15 protein-coding genes are annotated in these 16,886 nt (G+C 60.5%); 8 read left to right on the top strand and 7 right to left on the bottom strand.

Annotated features, from left to right (window positions below; translation table 11 throughout):
- Nucleotides 1-20: 20 nt before the first annotated feature.
- Complete coding sequence (locus AC3WKX_RS03860; RefSeq protein ID WP_003218454.1) at nt 21-341, bottom strand: hypothetical protein; 321 nt, start codon at nt 339-341, stop codon at nt 21-23.
- Nucleotides 342-537: 196 nt separating this feature from the next.
- Here AC3WKX_RS03860 and ku point away from each other — a divergent pair, with 196 nt between their 5' ends.
- Entirely contained in the window at nt 538-1,386 is an 849-nt protein-coding gene (gene ku, locus AC3WKX_RS03855) for a non-homologous end joining protein Ku (protein WP_003218456.1), read from the top strand.
- A gap of 11 nt (nt 1,387-1,397) precedes the next feature.
- Entirely contained in the window at nt 1,398-3,896 is a 2,499-nt protein-coding gene (gene ligD / locus AC3WKX_RS03850; protein WP_102604994.1) for a DNA ligase D, read from the top strand.
- An 18-nt stretch (nt 3,897-3,914) separates the two neighbouring features.
- Here the strand turns inward: ligD and lpxO are convergent, their stop codons facing one another.
- Together lpxO and AC3WKX_RS03840 are read right to left on the bottom strand one after the other, a co-directional pair.
- Nucleotides 3,915-4,814 (bottom strand): lipid A hydroxylase LpxO, encoded by a 900-nt coding sequence (lpxO, locus tag AC3WKX_RS03845; RefSeq protein WP_008436177.1) that lies wholly within the window; start codon nt 4,812-4,814, stop codon nt 3,915-3,917.
- 262 nt (nt 4,815-5,076) lie between these two features.
- Nucleotides 5,077-6,420: an LPS O-antigen chain length determinant protein WzzB gene (locus tag AC3WKX_RS03840; RefSeq protein WP_102604995.1), complete on the bottom strand. Its 1,344-nt coding sequence runs from the start codon at nt 6,418-6,420 to the stop codon at nt 5,077-5,079.
- A 401-nt stretch (nt 6,421-6,821) separates the two neighbouring features.
- Between AC3WKX_RS03840 and AC3WKX_RS03835 the strand changes: the two genes are divergently transcribed.
- From AC3WKX_RS03835 to AC3WKX_RS03820, 4 genes are all read left to right on the top strand, one after another.
- Nucleotides 6,822-7,208, top strand: coding sequence for a TIGR03067 domain-containing protein (locus tag AC3WKX_RS03835; protein WP_102604996.1), 387 nt, complete (start codon nt 6,822-6,824; stop codon nt 7,206-7,208).
- 541 nt (nt 7,209-7,749) lie between these two features.
- The gene (locus tag AC3WKX_RS03830; RefSeq protein WP_087692676.1) at nt 7,750-8,988 is read left to right on the top strand and encodes an MFS transporter; all 1,239 of its coding nucleotides are present in this window, start codon (nt 7,750-7,752) and stop codon (nt 8,986-8,988) included.
- A 162-nt stretch (nt 8,989-9,150) separates the two neighbouring features.
- On the top strand, nt 9,151-10,740 hold the full coding sequence (locus AC3WKX_RS03825; protein WP_008436174.1) for an ABC-F family ATPase: 1,590 nt from the start codon (nt 9,151-9,153) through the stop codon (nt 10,738-10,740).
- A 347-nt stretch (nt 10,741-11,087) separates the two neighbouring features.
- Nucleotides 11,088-12,272, top strand: coding sequence for an MFS transporter (locus AC3WKX_RS03820; RefSeq protein WP_102369155.1), 1,185 nt, complete (start codon nt 11,088-11,090; stop codon nt 12,270-12,272).
- Here AC3WKX_RS03820 and AC3WKX_RS03815 read toward each other — a convergent pair.
- Together AC3WKX_RS03815 and AC3WKX_RS03810 are read right to left on the bottom strand one after the other, a co-directional pair.
- Nucleotides 12,266-13,303, bottom strand: a complete 1,038-nt coding sequence (locus tag AC3WKX_RS03815; RefSeq protein WP_008436172.1) for an alpha/beta hydrolase family protein — start codon at nt 13,301-13,303, stop codon at nt 12,266-12,268. The two genes, AC3WKX_RS03820 and AC3WKX_RS03815, sit on opposite strands and share 7 nt — an antisense overlap.
- A gap of 227 nt (nt 13,304-13,530) precedes the next feature.
- A complete protein-coding gene (locus AC3WKX_RS03810; RefSeq protein WP_102604997.1) occupies nt 13,531-14,142 on the bottom strand; it encodes an FMN-dependent NADH-azoreductase in 612 nt (203 codons plus the stop codon).
- 125 nt (nt 14,143-14,267) lie between these two features.
- Here AC3WKX_RS03810 and AC3WKX_RS03805 point away from each other — a divergent pair, with 125 nt between their 5' ends.
- Nucleotides 14,268-15,176, top strand: coding sequence for a LysR substrate-binding domain-containing protein (locus tag AC3WKX_RS03805; RefSeq protein WP_102604998.1), 909 nt, complete (start codon nt 14,268-14,270; stop codon nt 15,174-15,176).
- Nucleotides 15,173-15,535 (top strand): MmcQ/YjbR family DNA-binding protein, encoded by a 363-nt coding sequence (locus tag AC3WKX_RS03800; protein WP_102604999.1) that lies wholly within the window; start codon nt 15,173-15,175, stop codon nt 15,533-15,535. Before AC3WKX_RS03805 ends, AC3WKX_RS03800 begins: the two co-directional genes overlap by 4 nt.
- On the opposite strand, the gene AC3WKX_RS03795 is transcribed toward AC3WKX_RS03800, so the two are convergent.
- The gene (locus tag AC3WKX_RS03795; protein ID WP_003215359.1) at nt 15,518-15,901 is read right to left on the bottom strand and encodes a DUF1294 domain-containing protein; all 384 of its coding nucleotides are present in this window, start codon (nt 15,899-15,901) and stop codon (nt 15,518-15,520) included. The two genes, AC3WKX_RS03800 and AC3WKX_RS03795, sit on opposite strands and share 18 nt — an antisense overlap.
- Entirely contained in the window at nt 15,898-16,728 is an 831-nt protein-coding gene (locus AC3WKX_RS03790; protein WP_003215357.1) for an undecaprenyl-diphosphate phosphatase, read from the bottom strand. Before AC3WKX_RS03790 ends, AC3WKX_RS03795 begins: the two co-directional genes overlap by 4 nt.
- Nucleotides 16,729-16,886 lie beyond the last annotated feature (158 nt).

Below are 16,886 nucleotides of genomic sequence, written 5' to 3'. Positions count from 1 at the left end.
TCCTTGTCGTCTTTACACACTCAATCGCCGCGATTGCCATTGGCGTCACGGGTGGGAGTCTTGGGCTGGATAGCCGGCGGGGTCTGCGCGCCGTCACGGCGCTGGACGCTGTTGCCGATACCACCGTTTTGCAGGGTCGGCGGCCGCTGTGCCGGCGGAATATAGGTGCCTCGCGCTGCCGGCGCGTTGGGCTGGGTGCCCTGCATGCTGTTGGGATTGGCCTGGTGGATGGGGCCGTTGTAGGGGTTGTTGCTGGTGCCGGGCAGGTTTTGCGCCTGTGCCAACGAACTCAAGGCCAGGCCCAACGCCAATACGGCAAGGTTACGCAAACGGGTGTTCATGACAAAGCCTCTCTGGGCGCAAGTAATACGTGCTTTCGATAACACGCTACGCCTTGGGTTCGGCTTTGGTAACTAAATAGTTTCTCATCAGGTGTAACACGATCTGTCTGAAACCCTGGTGCCAGCCGGCTGGCCAGGGAAACTTTTGCCGAATCCGCCCTGTCACCTGAAGACCACACACTTCAGGAATACCGACATGCCACGGGCTATCTGGAAAGGCGCAATCAGTTTTGGCTTGGTGCACATCCCCGTGTCACTGGTCTCGGCCACGTCCTCCCAGGGCGTCGACTTCGACTGGCTGGACAAACGCAGCATGGACCCGGTGGGTTACAAGCGCATCAACAAGACCACCGGCAAGGAAGTCACCAAGGAGAATATCGTCAAGGGCGTGGCCTACGAGAAAGGTCGCTACGTGATCCTCAGCGAAGACGAAATCCGCTCGGCCCACCCCAAGTCCACCCAGACCATCGAAATCATCGCGTTTGTGGCCAGCGACCAGATCCCGTTGCAGAACATCGACACGCCCTACTTCCTGGCCCCCGACAAGCGCGGCGGCAAGGTGTATGCCCTGCTGCGCGAAACCCTGAAGAAAACCCGCAAGGTCGCCCTGGCCAACGTGGTGCTGCACACCAAGCAGCACCTGGCGGCACTGATGCCGCTGGAGTCGGCGCTGGTGCTGGTGATGCTGCGCTGGCCTGCCGAAGTGCGTGGCCTGGACGAGTTGGAATTGGGCAGCGACGTGACCAAACCGACATTGGCCAAGGGCGAACTCGACATGGCCAAGCGTCTGGTGGAAGACATGAGTGCCGACTGGCAGCCGGACGAATACCGCGACAGCTTCCAGGAAAAGATCATGGCGCTGGTGGCGAAGAAGGCCAAGGCCGGCAAGATCGAAGACGTGGAATCCAGCGAAGGTGTCGACGAGCGCAAATCTGCGGACGTGATAGACCTGACGGAGTTGCTCAAGCGCAGCCTGGCCGGCAAGCCCGCGACCAAGGCTGCAGCCAAGAAACCTGCCGCGAAAAAGACCAGCAAGGCTTCATGAGGTAGACCGCCATGGCCAAGCCCCTGAGTGAATACAACGCCAAGCGCGACTTCGACGTGACCGCCGAACCCGCCGGCAGTGCGCCTCGCGCGAGGAACCGGGCGCATGCCCTGTCGTTCGTGATTCAAAAGCACGATGCGCGCAACCTGCATTATGATTTTCGCCTGGAGCTCGACGGCGTCCTCAAAAGCTGGGCGGTGCCCAAGGGCCCAAGCCTCGACCCGAGCCAGAAGCGCCTCGCGGTGCATGTGGAAGATCATCCATTGGGCTACGGCAGTTTCGAGGGCAGCATTCCGGCAGGCCAATACGGCGCTGGCGATGTGATCGTGTGGGATCGCGGTGTATGGCAGCCCCACGATGACCCGCACAAGGCCTACGCGGCCGGCAAGCTGAAGTTCAGCCTGATCGGCGAAAAACTGGCAGGCGACTGGACGCTGGTGCGCACCCGACTCAAGGGCAGCGGCGACAAGGAGCAGTGGTTGTTGATCAAGGAGAACGATCAGCAGGCACGCCCGGTGGCTGACTACGATGTGGTCCAGGCTGAACCGAAAAGCGTGCTGAGCGACGCAACGGTGGGGGCTGCGAAAAAGCCCGCAGCGCCGAAGAAAGCCGGGCGCAAGCCCTCAACCGACCTGCCCGATCAACTCGCGCCACAGCTGGCGACACTGGTGGACCGTGCACCGGAAGGCGATTGGGTGTACGAGATCAAATTCGACGGCTATCGCATCCTCGCACGGATTCGCGATGGCGAAGTTCGGCTGTTCACCCGCAATGGCCATGACTGGACCGATCGCCTGCCACGCCAGGCCAAGGCCCTGGAAGCCCTGAAGCTCAAGGACAGTTGGCTCGACGGTGAGGTGGTCAGCCTGAACGCCGACGGGCTGCCGGATTTCCAGGCGCTGCAGAACGCCTTTGATATCGGCCGCAGCCTGGACATTGTCTATTACCTGTTCGATGCGCCGTTCCTGGACGGCCGCGACCAGCGCGAAGCCGCTGTCGAGGCGCGCCGCGCCGCGCTGAAGGACGCGGTTAGCCGCAGCAAGAGCAAGCTGCTGCGCTTCTCCGAGTCCTTTGCTGCCAACCAGCGGGATATCTTCGAGAGTGCCTGCGACCTGGCGCTGGAGGGCGTGATCGGCAAACGTGCCGGCAGCCCGTACGCTTCCAGGCGCAGCCCCGACTGGATCAAGCTCAAGTGCCGGCTGCGCCAGGAATTCGTGATCGTAGGGTTCACCCGCCCGCAAGGTTCGCGCAGCGGGTTTGGCGCGCTGTTGCTGGCGGTCAATGATGACAGCGACCTGGTGTATGCCGGGCGCGTAGGTACCGGATTCGATCAGGCCGCGCTGAAAAAGATCAGTGCACAGTTGAAGGCGCTGGAACGCCAGACTTCACCGCTGGCCAAGCCCCTGACCAGTGCCCAGGCACGCGGCGTGCACTGGGTCGAGCCGCAGCTGGTGGGCGAAGTGCAATTTGCCGAATGGACCCGGGAAGGTGTGGTGCGCCAGGCGGCGTTTGTCGGGCTGCGCACCGACAAGCCGGCGGAGCAGATTGTGCATGAGCAGCCGCGGACGGCCAAATCGCTGAAGGAAAAACCCCGCAAAAAGACGGCGGGCACCGGCGCCGTGGCTGGGGTCAGGATTACCCATCCGGACCGAGTCATCGATGCCCAGAGCGCTACACAGAAACTGCAACTGGCACAGTTCTATGAGGGCATCAGCGAATGGCTCCTGCCCTTTCTGCGCAACCGGCCGGTGTCCTTGCTCAGGGCACCGGAAGGCATTGCCGGCGAACAGTTTTTCCAGAAGCACTCCGAGCGCCTGGCGATCCCGAATATCAAGCAACTGGACCAGGCCCTGGACCCGGGCCATGCGCGGCTGATGGAAATCGACAGCCCGGCCGCGCTCATCGGTGCCGTGCAGATGGGTACCGTCGAGTTGCATACCTGGGGCGCTACCGCTGACAAGATTGAAACCCCGGACCTGTTTGTGCTCGACCTCGACCCGGACCCGGCACTGCCGTGGAAAAGCATGCTTGAAGCGGCGCAACTGACCTTGTCGGTACTCGATGAACTGGGGCTTGAAGCGTTCGTCAAGACCAGCGGCGGCAAAGGCCTGCACCTGGTGGTGCCGCTGGCGCGCCGCGACGGCTGGGACTCGGTAAAAGCCTTCGCCAAGGCCATCGCCCAGTTCATGACGCTGCAGTTGCCTGAACGCTTTACCGCGACTTCGGGCCCGAAGAATCGCGTGGGCAAGATCTTCATCGACTACCTGCGCAACGCCCGGGGCGCCAGCACGGTAGCCGCCTACTCGGTGCGGGCGCGGCCCGGCCTGCCGGTATCGGTACCGGTGAGTCGTGATGAGTTGAAGAGTTTGCACAGCGCCCAACAATGGACGGTGGCTAACCTGCACGAGCGTTTGCAGGGTTTGAAGAAGGACCCGTGGGCGGGTTATGCCAATCGGCAGAAGATCAGCAAGAAGATGTGGGAGAAGCTGGGGGCGCATCCGCCAGGCTGATGCGCTCCGCTGCCCGGTTCAGATGAGGATGAAGATCGCGGCCAGGCCGGCAAAGATCGCCCATTTTTCCAGGTAGTAACGGGTGCGGTTGCGTTTCTTCAACTCCTTGCCCCGCAGGCGAATCTTGTACAGGCGGGTAAACGCACGGTTCAGGCCGCCGGTCTTGTCACCGGCATCGTTGGGCGAACCGGCCGCAGCCATCACGTTGCGGCTGAACCAACGGTTGAACGCGGCCGCCCAGCGGTACTTCATCGGGCGTTCGATATCGCAGAACAGAATGATCCGGTTCTGCTCGGTGGTGTTTTCGGCGTAGTGGATGAAGGTCTCGTCAAACATCACCGGCTCACCATCGCGCCAGTAGTAGTTTTCACCGTCCACGTTGATGTAGCAGCCCGGAGAGTTGGGCGTGTCCAGGCCCAGGTGGTAACGGTAGGAACCGGCATACGGGTCACGATGGCGTACCAGCTTTGAGCCCGGTGGCAGCTCGGCAAACATCGCGGCCTTGATCGAGCCGATGCTTTGCACCAGCTCGGTGGTGCGCGGGCACAGCTTCATCGCCGAAGGATGGCTGTCGCCGTACCACTTCAAATAGAAACGCTTCCAGCCCGACTTGAAGAACGAATTGAAACCCACGTCATTGTACTGGTCGGAGCGCTTGATCTCGCCTGCGCGCAGCAGGTTCTGGCCTTCCTCGCGGATCTCTTGCCAATGCTCCTGAAGCGGGCTCAGGTCGGGAAAGTCGCTGGGGGACAGGTACGGTCGGCTGGGCAGTTTGGAAAAGAGGTAGAGAAAGCAGTTCACCGGAGCCAGGAAGGTCGAGTGATCACTGAGCTGGCGCCCCAGCTTGTGGCGCACCCGGCCACGCAGGTGGACATACGCAATAGAGGCAACGTAGAGAGCAACAATGATGAGTTTCAAGGTATTCGTCACAAGTCAGAAGAGAACAGGCTGCTCCCGCGTGCCCACAACGGCCGAGGATTGAAGATGCAGCACCTGAAATCACAATTCACAAAACCGGCAACACGAACGGCTGGGTGACAATCCGGTCGTGGCCATTGGCAGCTATTTTAGCCACACTTTGTAACCAAAGGTTAATCAAGATTTGTGAAAAGGTGTCCAGTGAGTGTGCCAGGAAGAGCAGCAGCGGGCTTGCCGGGCGGCCTGCCCGCTGCTGAAGGCGTCAGTTTTTCGGTTCGTCATCCTTGCGCGTACGCAGAGAAAGCCGATACTCATCCAACTCCGAGTAGGGTACGGCTTCGCGTCGTGCCAGGATGAAATGGCGGACCAGTGCAATCAGCATACCCAGAATCAACCCCGCAACCACGCTCAGCATTATCACAAGGCCTTTTTTAGGCTTGATCGGGCTGAGTGGCTCCTGGGCACGACGGTCAATGGTGACCAGTTTGAGGTCACTCATGTCGATATTGAGGCTCCGCAACCGCGCGACTTCCGCGCGTAACGGTTCAACATCCTGCAAGAAAATGTCTTCATTCCCGCGTTTTTTCAGGACCTCGACTTCTCGGTTGACCTCCAGCATCTGCAACTCTTTGCCAATCTGCGCAACGCGACCGTTAGTGAAGTCGTCGCTGGTGCGCGCCAGCAAGGCCGTACGTTCCGCCTCAAGCGCTTCTGTCCCGAGGAAGTACAGCGGGATTTTCTGATTATTGACCTCGGTGCGCATCATTTGATTGGAGCCGCCACGAGAGGCATCCGCCATGGATGACGGGGTAGTCGGCGTCTTGATGCCCATCGACTTGGCGATGGAGATGGCCTCGGCCAACTCCGCCAGTCGGTTCGTTCGCTCCATTTTCATCTGCAAGCGCAGGGCAACCAATTCGTCTTCCAATTGAGCGCGCTTGAGCCGGTCGGCCTCAAGCAGCTTGGCAATTTTCGACTCCTTATCGGTTTCGTAGTTGGAGCGCGCTGCGTCAATCTTGCCCTTGAGTTCGTTCAGGCGGTTATTGACGATCACTTTCAGGTCTGCACCCACTTGGGCGCGTTCCGACGCGATGGCGTAGTCCACAAAGCCGTTGAGAATGGCAACGCCGTCGATGTCTTTGGGGTATTGCAACTCAAGCCGGATATAACTGCTCAGGGAGTCGGCTTTTTTTGGATCCGGCAGAATAAGGTTGATCGAGTTTCGATTGAATGCTTCAAAACTCTGCTCCAGGCTTTGCCCGGTTTTCTGGAACGCCTTGAAAAGGTCCTCATGCGACTTGAAGAACCCCAGGCGGGCTTCGTAGGAGTCCAGTTGTGCGCCGACTTTATTCAGCGCGTCCGCCGGGGGCAACTTATAGACTTCGGAGCGGTTCAGTGCATCCAGTTCATTGATGGCTGCAGGGCGCAGCACACTGCTGACCTCATACTCCCGCGGTGCCAGAAATGCGTAGCCAGCGCCCAGGACTCCCGCGAGAATTGTACAACCCAGCACTAACTTCTTTTGTCGCCAGATACCATGACACAGTTCAAACAGATCAATTTCGTCCGATGCCGCATGAGCGTGGAGCCGAGGAGTTTTATTCAAAACTGATGCACCTTAAAAAATCGACAGTCAGCGGTCATACATATTCATCAAATACTGAATGACCGCTTGAAAATCAGGGACAACGCCCTGTACACAAGACACACACGATCTACCGATGGTCATCCGACCACCTCGGTCACGGAAAAATCCCACATCACCGTAGATTGTTTTCGTTCAGATACCCAGGAGTCCCTACCCTGGTGCTGAGCGTAGACGAACTTGTAAAGAACCGTTTCCGAATCAACGCATAAAATGGCGCTAAATACCCGTGAATATTGGGAAAATTCGTACGCAACCTTGAGAAAACAGACAATTCTCACAAAATCGATTCAGCTCATCCGTCAGGCGCCTACACCCCAGGGCATTGACTGATCATTTTTCAACCAAAAAAAGGAATTTGTATGACCTCTGTTTCAATTGATGACTTTGAGGCGCTCCAGGGCGCATGGGAGCAAACGGCACTGGAAGACAATGGCGTGCCCAATCCCACGGATGAACACAGCGCGCCAGGCGCGATCACGACAATCTCGGGCGATCAATTCCAGGTGGTGACGGTCGACGGCGAGGTTTTACTGGCAGGCAGCTTCACGCTCGATGCCAGCACGGCACCCAAAAGCATTACCTGGGTTGACTCGATGGGAGAGGATGCCGGCAAGCAGTTACCCGCGAGTTACCGGCTGGAAGGTGATCACTTCGTGTTTATTGCGGCAGATGAAGGCATGCCCCGCCCTACCCGCTTCAGTACCGGCCCAGGGCAAACCATGCGCACGTTCGTGCGCAAACCCTGACACGGAGATACATCCGTTCCTGCGACATGGTTTTCACATGGCCTTCACGTGTTGACCTATAGGGTGAAGGCTACCTACTCCAGTGAACACCTTGGCCCGTCTACCCCACGGGCCTTTTTTTGCCTGCACGGCAGCCAATCAGCACGGGCGCTTGATGGCGGTGAGGGTGTAGCACGGGGCAGTTGAGCGGGCTGGTTTTGATACCTGGGCTGACAGCATGTCCATTGCGTCTCCAATATGTTCCGGTCATTGCGACAAAAGAAGTCCGCCCTACACCGAAAGCCTCGCCATCCTTGAACCGGTAAAGAGCCTTCACTGTAGGGCGAACGGACGGAAAATAAGCCAGGCTTATTGGATGTTCAACTGTTAACAATAAAAAGCCCTGAAAAAGCCTCGATCAGCGCTATTTTTCGATGCAAATGGCTCCACTTTGTAAATGTTTTTGCTTGTATTGCCATACGAGTGCAACGCCGCCTTCAGAAACTATACCTTCATGCCATGGGTCACTACTGCTACCGACCTCTTGCCTGAAGACCGTGCCATGGCCACTCGCTCTGACCTGCGCAACACCCTGTCCCTGGACAGCCTGAACTTCTTCCTGGCGGACGTGCGTGACGGACTGGGGCCGTACCTGGCGATTTATCTGCTGGCCGTGCACCACTGGGACCCCGCCAGCATCGGCGTGGTCATGACCCTGGCCGGCATCGCGGCCCTGCTCACCCAGACCCCGGCCGGCGCATTGATTGACCGAACCCGCAGCAAACGGGCAGTGATCGTGATCGCCGCGCTGCTGGTGACTGCCAGTTGCCTGCTCCTGCCCTTCGTCAGCTCCTTCAGCCTGGTGGCGCTGACCCAGGCGGCCAGTGCAGCGGCGGCCTCGGTGTTTGCGCCGGCCATCTCGGCGATTTCCCTCGGGATCACCGGGCCGCGCGCTTTTACCCGGCGCACCGGCCGCAATGAAACCTTCAACCACGCCGGCAACGCGGTGGCGGCCCTGCTCGCTGGTGGGTTCGCCTACCTGTTCGGCCCGGTGGCGGTGTTCTATCTGATGGCAGTCATGGCTGCGGCGAGTGTCATCGCGGTCAGCTGCGTGTCAGCCCAGGCAATCGACCACGAAGTCGCACGGGGTTTCGACCCTGCGCATGGCACCGGCCATGAACAACCGTCGGGATTGGCCGTGCTTCTGGCGAACAGGCCCTTGATGCTGTTTGCCATCTGCTGCGCGCTGTTTCACCTGGCCAATGCGGCCATGCTGCCGCTGGTCAGCCAGAAGCTGTCGCAGATCAACCTGCAGATGGCCACGCCGCTGACCTCGGCCTGCATCGTCGCGGCCCAGTTGGTGATGGTGCCGGTGGCCTGGCTGGTGGGCGTGAAGGCCGACGTGTGGGGGCGCAAGCCGTTGCTGCTCGCCGGTTTCATGATCCTGCCTCTGCGGGGCGTGTTGTATACGCTGTCCAGTGATCCTTATTGGCTGGTGGCGGTGCAGATGCTTGACGGGGTCGGCGCCGGGGTGTTCGGCGCGCTGTTTCCGGTGATCGTCAAAGACCTCACCCAGGGCACCGGACGCTTCAATGTCAGCCTGGGCGCGCTGTCCACGGCATTCGGCCTCGGCGCGGCCTTGAGCAGCAGCCTGGCAGGTTTTGTCGTGCAGTGGGCGGGTTACAACGCCGCGTTCCTGACCCTGGCCGGCGTGGCGGCCGTCGCATTGGGGCTGGTGTGGGTGGCAATGCCGGAGACTCGGGCGAATCCATCCGTGCAGCGCCATACAACTCCCGCCTGACATATGCCACAATGCGCGCCAAATTCCAACATGCACCCATTTTTCTGCTCAGCGACTGGGCCCCAAGCCTTGATGTCGCTGCCGACGTATGCCCGTTGGCCTGGGCCACAAAATGGGCCCGGCTCAAATTAGCGCACTCCAAGCTATTGATAGGTAAAGTAATTGATCTCCACAGCTAACATCACCATGCAGTTCGGCGCCAAGCCGCTATTTGAGAACGTTTCGGTCAAGTTCGGCGCAGGCAACCGTTATGGCCTGATCGGTGCCAACGGTTGCGGCAAGTCGACTTTCATGAAAATCCTCGGTGGCGACCTCGACCCGTCGGGCGGCCAGGTCATGCTGGAGCCGAACGTGCGCCTGGGTAAACTGCGCCAGGACCAGTTCGCCTACGAAGAATTCACCGTACTCGACACCGTGATCATGGGTCACGAAGAGCTGTGGAAGGTCAAGGCCGAGCGCGACCGCATCTACTCGCTGCCGGAGATGACCGAAGACGACGGCATGGCCGTGGCCGAGCTGGAAACCGACTTCGCCGAGATGGACGGCTACACCGCCGAATCCCGCGCCGGTGAGTTGCTGCTGGGCCTGGGTATCGGCATCGAGCAGCACAACGGCCCGATGAGTGAAGTGTCACCAGGCTGGAAGCTGCGTGTATTGCTGGCCCAGGCGCTGTTTTCCGATCCGGAAGTGTTGCTGCTCGACGAGCCGACCAACCACCTGGACATCAACACCATCCGCTGGCTGGAAAACATCCTGACCCAGCGTAACAGCCTGATGATCATCATCTCTCACGACCGTCACTTCCTGAACAGCGTCTGCACCCACATGGCCGACCTGGACTACGGCGAGCTGCGCCTGTTCCCGGGCAACTACGACGAATACATGACCGTGGCGACCCAGTCCCGCGAGCAGTTGCTGTCGGACAACGCCAAGAAGAAAGCGCAGATCTCCGAGCTGCAATCCTTCGTCAGCCGCTTCTCGGCCAACGCCTCGAAAGCCAAGCAGGCCACTTCCCGTGCCAAGGCGATCGACAAGATCCAGCTGGCCGAAGTCAAGCCATCGAGCCGCGTCAGCCCGTTCATCCGCTTCGACCAGACCAAGAAGCTGCACCGCCAGGCGGTCATCGTCGATCGCATGGCCAAGGGCTTTGACGGCAAGACGCTGTTCAAGGACTTCAGCTTCCAGGTTGAAGCCGGCGAGCGCGTGGCGATCATCGGCCCGAACGGTATCGGCAAGACCACCCTGCTGCGTACCCTGGTCAACGAACTGACCCCGGATGCCGGTACGGTCAAGTGGACCGACGCGGCTGAACTGGGCTATTACGCCCAGGACCATGCTTCGGACTTCGAAGACGAGTCCAACCTGTTCGACTGGATGGGCCGCTGGACCAAGGAAGGCGAGCAAGTGGTTCGCGGTACCCTGGGCCGCATGCTGTTCTCCAACGACGAGATCCTGAAGTCGGTGAAGGTGATTTCCGGTGGCGAGCAAGGTCGCATGCTGTTCGGCAAGCTGATCCTGCAAAAGCCGAACGTGCTGATCATGGACGAGCCGACCAACCACTTGGACATGGAGTCCATCGAGGCGCTGAACCTGGCGTTGGAGAACTACCCGGGTACGCTGATCTTTGTCAGCCATGACCGGGAGTTTGTGTCGTCCCTGGCCACCCGCATCATCGAGCTGAGCCCGAGTGGGGTGATCGACTTCAGCGGGACTTATGACGATTACCTGCGTAGTCAGGGTGTGGTTTTCTAAGAGCCGCCGGTAGTTTGAAATGCGAAAGCCCCGTCCAGTGTGATGGGGCTTTTTTTTGGGATATGGCTCTGCTTTTCTGTGGGAGCCGTCGAGCTTTAGCGAGGCCGCGATAGCGGTGTGCCAGGCAACATCTTTATTGACCATGCCGCCGCCTTCGCAGCCTTGCTACAGCTCGACAGCTCCCACACTTTACCGCGTCCGCTTTAGTTGTCCCGGGCCAGGGAGGCCCCATGGATCCAAAGCCGGATAGGCACGGGCCGCAATATCATCAAATATAGTTAGCCTGCTTCCTTTTACCCCAAGCCCTTGCCATGATGCCCTCACCGCCCGCACGCGAACGAGTCCCCATGCCTGCCACACAGCCTGCCACCCCCAGCTCCTTGTCGATCACCCTGCAGATCGTTTCCATCGTTTTCTACACGTTTATCGCGTTTATCTGTATCGGCCTGCCGATTGCCGTCATCCCCGGCTATGTCCACGGTGAGCTGGGTTTCAGCGCGGTGGTCGCCGGGATAACCATCGGCTCGCAATACCTGGCCACGCTGCTCAGCCGCCCCATGGCGGGGCGCATGTCGGACAACGTGGGCACCAAGCGCGCTATCGTGCTGGGCCTGAGCGGGATTCTGCTGAGCGGGGTGCTGACGTTCATCGCCACGCTGGTGCAAAGCCTGCCGTTGCTGAGCCTCGGCATATTGATTGTCGGCCGGCTGTTACTCGGCGTCGCGCAGGGCCTGATCGGCGTCGGCACCATCAGTTGGTGCATGGGCGCGGTCGGTGCCGAACATACGGCACGATCGATCTCGTGGAACGGCATCGCCTCCTACGGCGCGATTGCCATTGGTGCACCGCTTGGGGTGGTGATGGTTGCCGACTACGGCTACACCAGCCTCGGAATCGCCCTCACGGCACTTTCCGCCCTGGGCCTGCTGCTGATTCGCAACAAACCTTCGGTGCCCGTGGTGCGCGGCGAGCGGCTGCCCTTCTGGGCGGTATTCGGGCGTATCGCGCCGTTCGGCGCCAGCCTGTGCCTGGCATCGATTGGCTACGGCACCCTCACCACGTTTATCACCCTCTACTACTTGAGCCGTGGCTGGACGGGCGCAGCCTGGTGCCTGACGGTATTTGGCGTGTGTTTCATCCTGTCACGGCTGGTGTTTATCTCTGCCATCAACCGCTTCGGCGGCTTCACCGCGGCGATTGCCTGCATGACCATCGAAACCCTGGGCCTGACGCTGCTGTGGCTGGCACCGTCCACCGGCGTGGCCTTGATCGGCGCCGGGCTGACCGGCTTTGGTTTGTCGCTGGTGTACCCGGCGCTGGGCGTGGAGGCGATCAAGCAGGTGCCCAACAGCAGCCGGGGCGCCGGGTTGAGTGCATATGCGGTGTTTTTTGACCTGGCGCTGGCCATTGCCGGGCCGGTGATGGGTGCGGTGGCGCTGAACCTGGGCTACTCGTGGATCTTCTTCTGCGCCGCCCTGCTTTCCATCAGCGGCCTGGGCCTGACGTTACTGCTCAAGCGCCGCGCTTACTGATCAGCCGTCTGCAAGCCCGCCCGGGTGGATTGCCCGAGGGTGTGATTAAAGAACCGCCCGGCCTCGGAAATCAGGTCGCGGTGGATGCTTTCACGGTCAACTCCGTCGGCATCGGTGCACATGGCGGGCATCGCGGCCAGTTGGCTCTCGTCGCAAGGCGCCATGAACACAAAGTGCCCTGCCCCGGCCAGCAGCTTGAAGTCCGGCGGCTCCGGCAGTTTGCGCGCCAGGGCCTCGGCGTTCTTGTCCACGGCCACCAGCTTGTCGCCGTCGCCGCTGTAGAGCAGCACCGGTACATGCACGTCCGCCAGGGTGTGGCGGCCAAACATCAGGCTCAACGGCGCCATCAACATCAAGGCATGGATACGCGGGTCGGCCTGCGGTTGCAGGTCGTCGCGGTCGACGATCAACTCGCCCTTGGTGGTGCAGGCGTCGCGATCTTCCGGGCGTTGCTGGCAGTAGCGGCGCAGGCGGTCGAGGTCCGGCTTGGCGCCGGCGAGGATCAGCGCGGTTTCGCCACCGGCCGAATAACCGATGACGCCTACCTGGTCGACGTTGACGAATGGCGACAGCATCGGGTCGCCGAGGGTGGCGGTGATCGCTTCGGAAATCTGGATCGGGCGCCCGTACAGGTTGCTCAAGGTGCCCAGCCGGCTGTGATCCTTGTAGTTGTCGCCAGGGTGCAGCACCGCCACCACCACAAACCCCTTGCGCGCCAGGGAGGTGGCGAGGTCGTGCAGGGCCAGGGGCGTGCCGGTATTGCCGTGGGACAGCATCAGCATCGGAAAGCGGCCGATCGCGATTTTCGAGTCTTCAGTGGCGGCGATGTGATAAGCGCCCACCTGGGTGGTGTGTTCCAGGCCGGTGGACGGGTAGAACGCGACGGCTTTCATCGGCTGCAGATCCAGCGGGTCGAGAAAGGTCATGCGGTGAAAGCCCACACTCCAATGGGGGTGCGGCGCGGGCGCGGCTTGCACTGAAATCAGGCCGCCGAGCAGGGAGAGAACCAAGACTGCACAAAGACGCATCATGGGGATGTCCACCTTTGTTGCGTAAGCCCGCGTAGCTGTTGAAGTATCCATGGTTCAGGCGCTCGGACTGGCAGGGTTTACCCATGCGTGCATAACCTGGGCCAAAGTAGTGACAGCGGGTAAACGAAAAAACTCCGTACTCCGATCGCTTTTCAGGCGAGCAGAATACAGAGTTTAGGCGCCTCGAATCAGATTGATATCGAGGAACAGCAAAATTTACACAAGTCTTACGCTGCGGCGAACAATTGTTCGTTGATCACTGCGTTGGCGTCGCTGATCGCCTTGCTGCGCACTTCATCGCCATAGCCCAGGCCGTGAGCGCGGACGATTTCGATGTCGGTGATGCCGAGGAAGCCCAGCAGTACTTTCAGGTAGTCTTCGTGAGCCACACCGGTAGGCTGGCCAACGTGCAGGCCGCCGGAGGTCGACACGATGATGACTTTCTTGCCACCGGCCAGGCCTTCAGGACCGTTTTCGGTGTAGCGGAATGTCTGGCCGGCGACGGCGATACGGTCGATCCAGGCCTTGAGTTGGGTCGGGATGGTGAAGTTGTACATCGGCGCAGCCAGGACGATGGCGTCGGCCGCGAGGAATTCGGCGAGGGTGTTGGCGGCCAGCTCGGCTTCATGTTTCTGTACGGCATCACGCAGCTCGGCAGCGGTGCCCAGTGCACCCAGGGTCACGCCGGAAAAGTGGTTGATGCCTTCGCTGGCCAGGTCACGGTAGGTCACTTCAACGCCTGGCTCGGCCGCCTGCCAGGTCTTGACGACACCTGCGCTCAACTGACGGGAAACCGAGTTGTCGCCGAGGATGCTGGAATCGATATGCAACAGTTTCATGGTTAATCTCCAAGTAAGCATCGCCAAGGGCGACGGAATGGAAATAAGCCTACAGATGAAACCAATCAGCGATTAGTCAGGCAATATGCGATTATTCGTCCCACTGACAGGACAATAGGCCCACCATGCAAGATCTGAATGACCTCTACTACTTCGCCAAGGTGGTGGAAGCCGGCGGTTTCGCCGCTGCCGGGCGGCTGCTGGGGATTCCCAAGTCGCGGCTGTCGCGGCGCATTGCCGAGCTGGAAGAACGCCTCGGCGCCCGCTTGCTGCAACGTACCACCCGCCAACTGACCCTCACTGCCGTGGGTGAACGCTACCTGCGCCACTGCCAGGCAATGCTGCTGGAGGCGGAAATGGCCGATGAGGCAGTGGCCAGCATGTCCAGCGAACCCCGCGGTCGGCTGCGGGTCAGCAGCCCCGTGGGCCTGGCTCACCAATTCCTGCAGACCGTGGTGGCGGAGTTTCTCACCGCCAACCCGCTGGTGCAGTTGGAGATGAACCTGGTCAACCGCCGCGTCGACCTGGTGGCCGAAGGCATTGATGTGGCCTTGCGCGTGCGCGAGCTTGGGGATGAAGACCCGCTGCTGGTGACCAAGCGCCTGCGCCAGGCCCAGACCGCGATTGTCGCCAGCCCCGACTTTGTGCATGAGCGGCAGATCGACACCCTGGAAGACCTCAAGCAACTGCCGGTGCTGGGCGCCCTGGAAGCAGACCGCATGGTGCACTTCCGCATGCTCAGCCCGGAGGGCAGCAGCCACGACCTGGTGATGGAAGCGCGGCTGGGGATCGATGATTTCCTGGTACGCAAGGCGTGCGCCCTCGCCGGCCTGGGGTTTACCGTGCTGCCGATGATGTATTGCGAGGAGGAATTGGCCAACGGCCAGTTGGTGCAGCTCTTGCCGCAATGGTCATTGCCGGGCGGCTGGTTGCAGGCGGTGTACCCACATCGGCGCGGCGTGTTGCCGGCCGTGCGGGCCTGGATCGACCACCTGGATAACGCCTTCAAAGGTTGCGGAGACCGTTTGCTATGAGAATGACCGAAGAACAAGTCGCCACGTTTTGCCTGGGCTTGCCCGGCGCGCGGGAAGATTACAAATGGGGCGGCGTGCGGGTGTTTTCGATTGCCGGCAACAAGATGTTTGCCTTGCAGAACCTGCGGGGCGACTCGCTGGCGTTCAAGGTCGACAAGGAGCTGTTCCTGGGCCATGTGGATCGCCCCGGCCTCCACCCGGCGCCGTACCTGGCGCGGGCGCAGTGGATCATCATGGAAACGCCCTACCCGCTGGGCGCCGAGGAACTGCGTGGCCTGTTGCAGCGTTCCCACCAGTTGGTGGTGAGCAAGCTGCCCAAGCGCACGCAGGTCGGCTTGTTGCTAGAAGATCGAGAGTAGCGTGCCACCCAGGAACAGCTGATCAATCCAGAACACCTGGTGCAGCAACACGATCAGCCAGAACACCACCTGATAAGACACCTTGCGCGTCTTGTGGCGGAACACCTGCTGGGCAATCAACGCCCCCGGCCAACCGCCTGCCAGCTCCACCGCGTGCAGGACGTTTTCCGGGGTGCGCCAGCTGTCTTCGCGAGCCTTGCGCTTGTCGCTCCAGTACAGCAGGAACGCCACCACGCTGACCACGCCATAGGCCACCAGCGGGATCAGCGAAACCCCGCGGTACCCCAGCAGCGCCGCACCAAACAGCGGCGCGGCGCACAACAGTGCAAACACCAACGCCTTGAAGCGTGGATGCTGGATGATCATGGCTTGACGGCCGACCAGTCGATCCAGCCGAACTGCCAGGTGGCCAGGATCACCAGGCCGAAGGCGATCCGGTACCAGGCGAACGCCGCGTAGCTGTGGCTGGCGATGAACTTGAGCAGCGCCTTGACCGCGATCATCGCGAAGATGAACGAGGTGACAAAGCCGATGGCAAACACCGGCAGGTCATCCGGCTGGAACAGGTGACGGTACTTGTAGCCCGAATACACCGCTGCGCCGACCATGGTCGGCATCGCCAGGAAGAACGAAAACTCGGTGGCGGTCTTGCGTGACAGGCCGAACAACAGGCCGCCAATGATGGTAGCGCCCGAGCGCGAGGTGCCCGGGATCATCGCCAGGCACTGGGCAAAGCCGACTTTGATCGCGTCCTTCCAGGTGATGTCGTCGACGGTTTCGGCGTGCACTTCATGCTGGCGGCGCTCGGCCCACAACATGATGACGCCGCCCACCACCAACGCCGCCGCAACGGTGATCGGGTTGAACAGGTAGTGTTTGATCAGGTCGGCGAAAATCACCCCCAGCACCACCGCCGGCAATACGGCAATGATCAGGTTGACGGTGAAACGCTGGGCATTGCGCTGGGTCGGCAAGCCAATGACCACGTCGAGGATCTTGCGTCGAAACTCCCACACCACCGCCAGGATCGCGCCCAGCTGGATGATGATATTGAACGCTTCAAAGCGTTCGCCACCGAAGTTGATCAAGTCGGCCACGATAATCTGGTGCCCGGTACTGGAGATCGGCAAAAACTCCGTCAGCCCCTCTACAACGCCGAGTATCAGTGCCTGTACGGCGGTCCAAAGATCCATCGATTCCCCCAAAGGTCATGCCCACGGCATGCCTCGTTGATATTTTTTAGACGTTCACTAACGAAGAGTGCGCTGCAAGCACAGCGCAAATAATCAAGGCCGAACTGCGAAAATTCCGTGAAAAATCAGGCAGGACTCAGGTTTTTTGATTCTGGGCC

The sequence above is a fragment of the Pseudomonas sp. GP01-A4 genome, assembly GCF_058780865.1.
This window is presented reverse-complemented; position numbering and strand designations above follow the sequence as displayed.

Coding starts and splice junctions, on each gene's coding strand:
- AC3WKX_RS03815 (WP_008436172.1), bottom strand. CDS start 13,303: ATGATGCGTCTTTGTGCAGTCTTGGTTCTCTCCCTGCTCGGCGGCCTG.
- AC3WKX_RS03830 (WP_087692676.1), top strand. CDS start 7,750: ATGGCCACTCGCTCTGACCTGCGCAACACCCTGTCCCTGGACAGCCTG.
- AC3WKX_RS03810 (WP_102604997.1), bottom strand. CDS start 14,142: ATGAAACTGTTGCATATCGATTCCAGCATCCTCGGCGACAACTCGGTT.
- AC3WKX_RS03795 (WP_003215359.1), bottom strand. CDS start 15,901: ATGATCATCCAGCATCCACGCTTCAAGGCGTTGGTGTTTGCACTGTTG.
- AC3WKX_RS03835 (WP_102604996.1), top strand. CDS start 6,822: ATGACCTCTGTTTCAATTGATGACTTTGAGGCGCTCCAGGGCGCATGG.
- ligD (WP_102604994.1), top strand. CDS start 1,398: ATGGCCAAGCCCCTGAGTGAATACAACGCCAAGCGCGACTTCGACGTG.
- AC3WKX_RS03800 (WP_102604999.1), top strand. CDS start 15,173: ATGAGAATGACCGAAGAACAAGTCGCCACGTTTTGCCTGGGCTTGCCC.
- AC3WKX_RS03805 (WP_102604998.1), top strand. CDS start 14,268: ATGCAAGATCTGAATGACCTCTACTACTTCGCCAAGGTGGTGGAAGCC.
- ku (WP_003218456.1), top strand. CDS start 538: ATGCCACGGGCTATCTGGAAAGGCGCAATCAGTTTTGGCTTGGTGCAC.
- AC3WKX_RS03790 (WP_003215357.1), bottom strand. CDS start 16,728: ATGGATCTTTGGACCGCCGTACAGGCACTGATACTCGGCGTTGTAGAG.
- AC3WKX_RS03820 (WP_102369155.1), top strand. CDS start 11,088: ATGCCTGCCACACAGCCTGCCACCCCCAGCTCCTTGTCGATCACCCTG.
- AC3WKX_RS03860 (WP_003218454.1), bottom strand. CDS start 341: ATGAACACCCGTTTGCGTAACCTTGCCGTATTGGCGTTGGGCCTGGCC.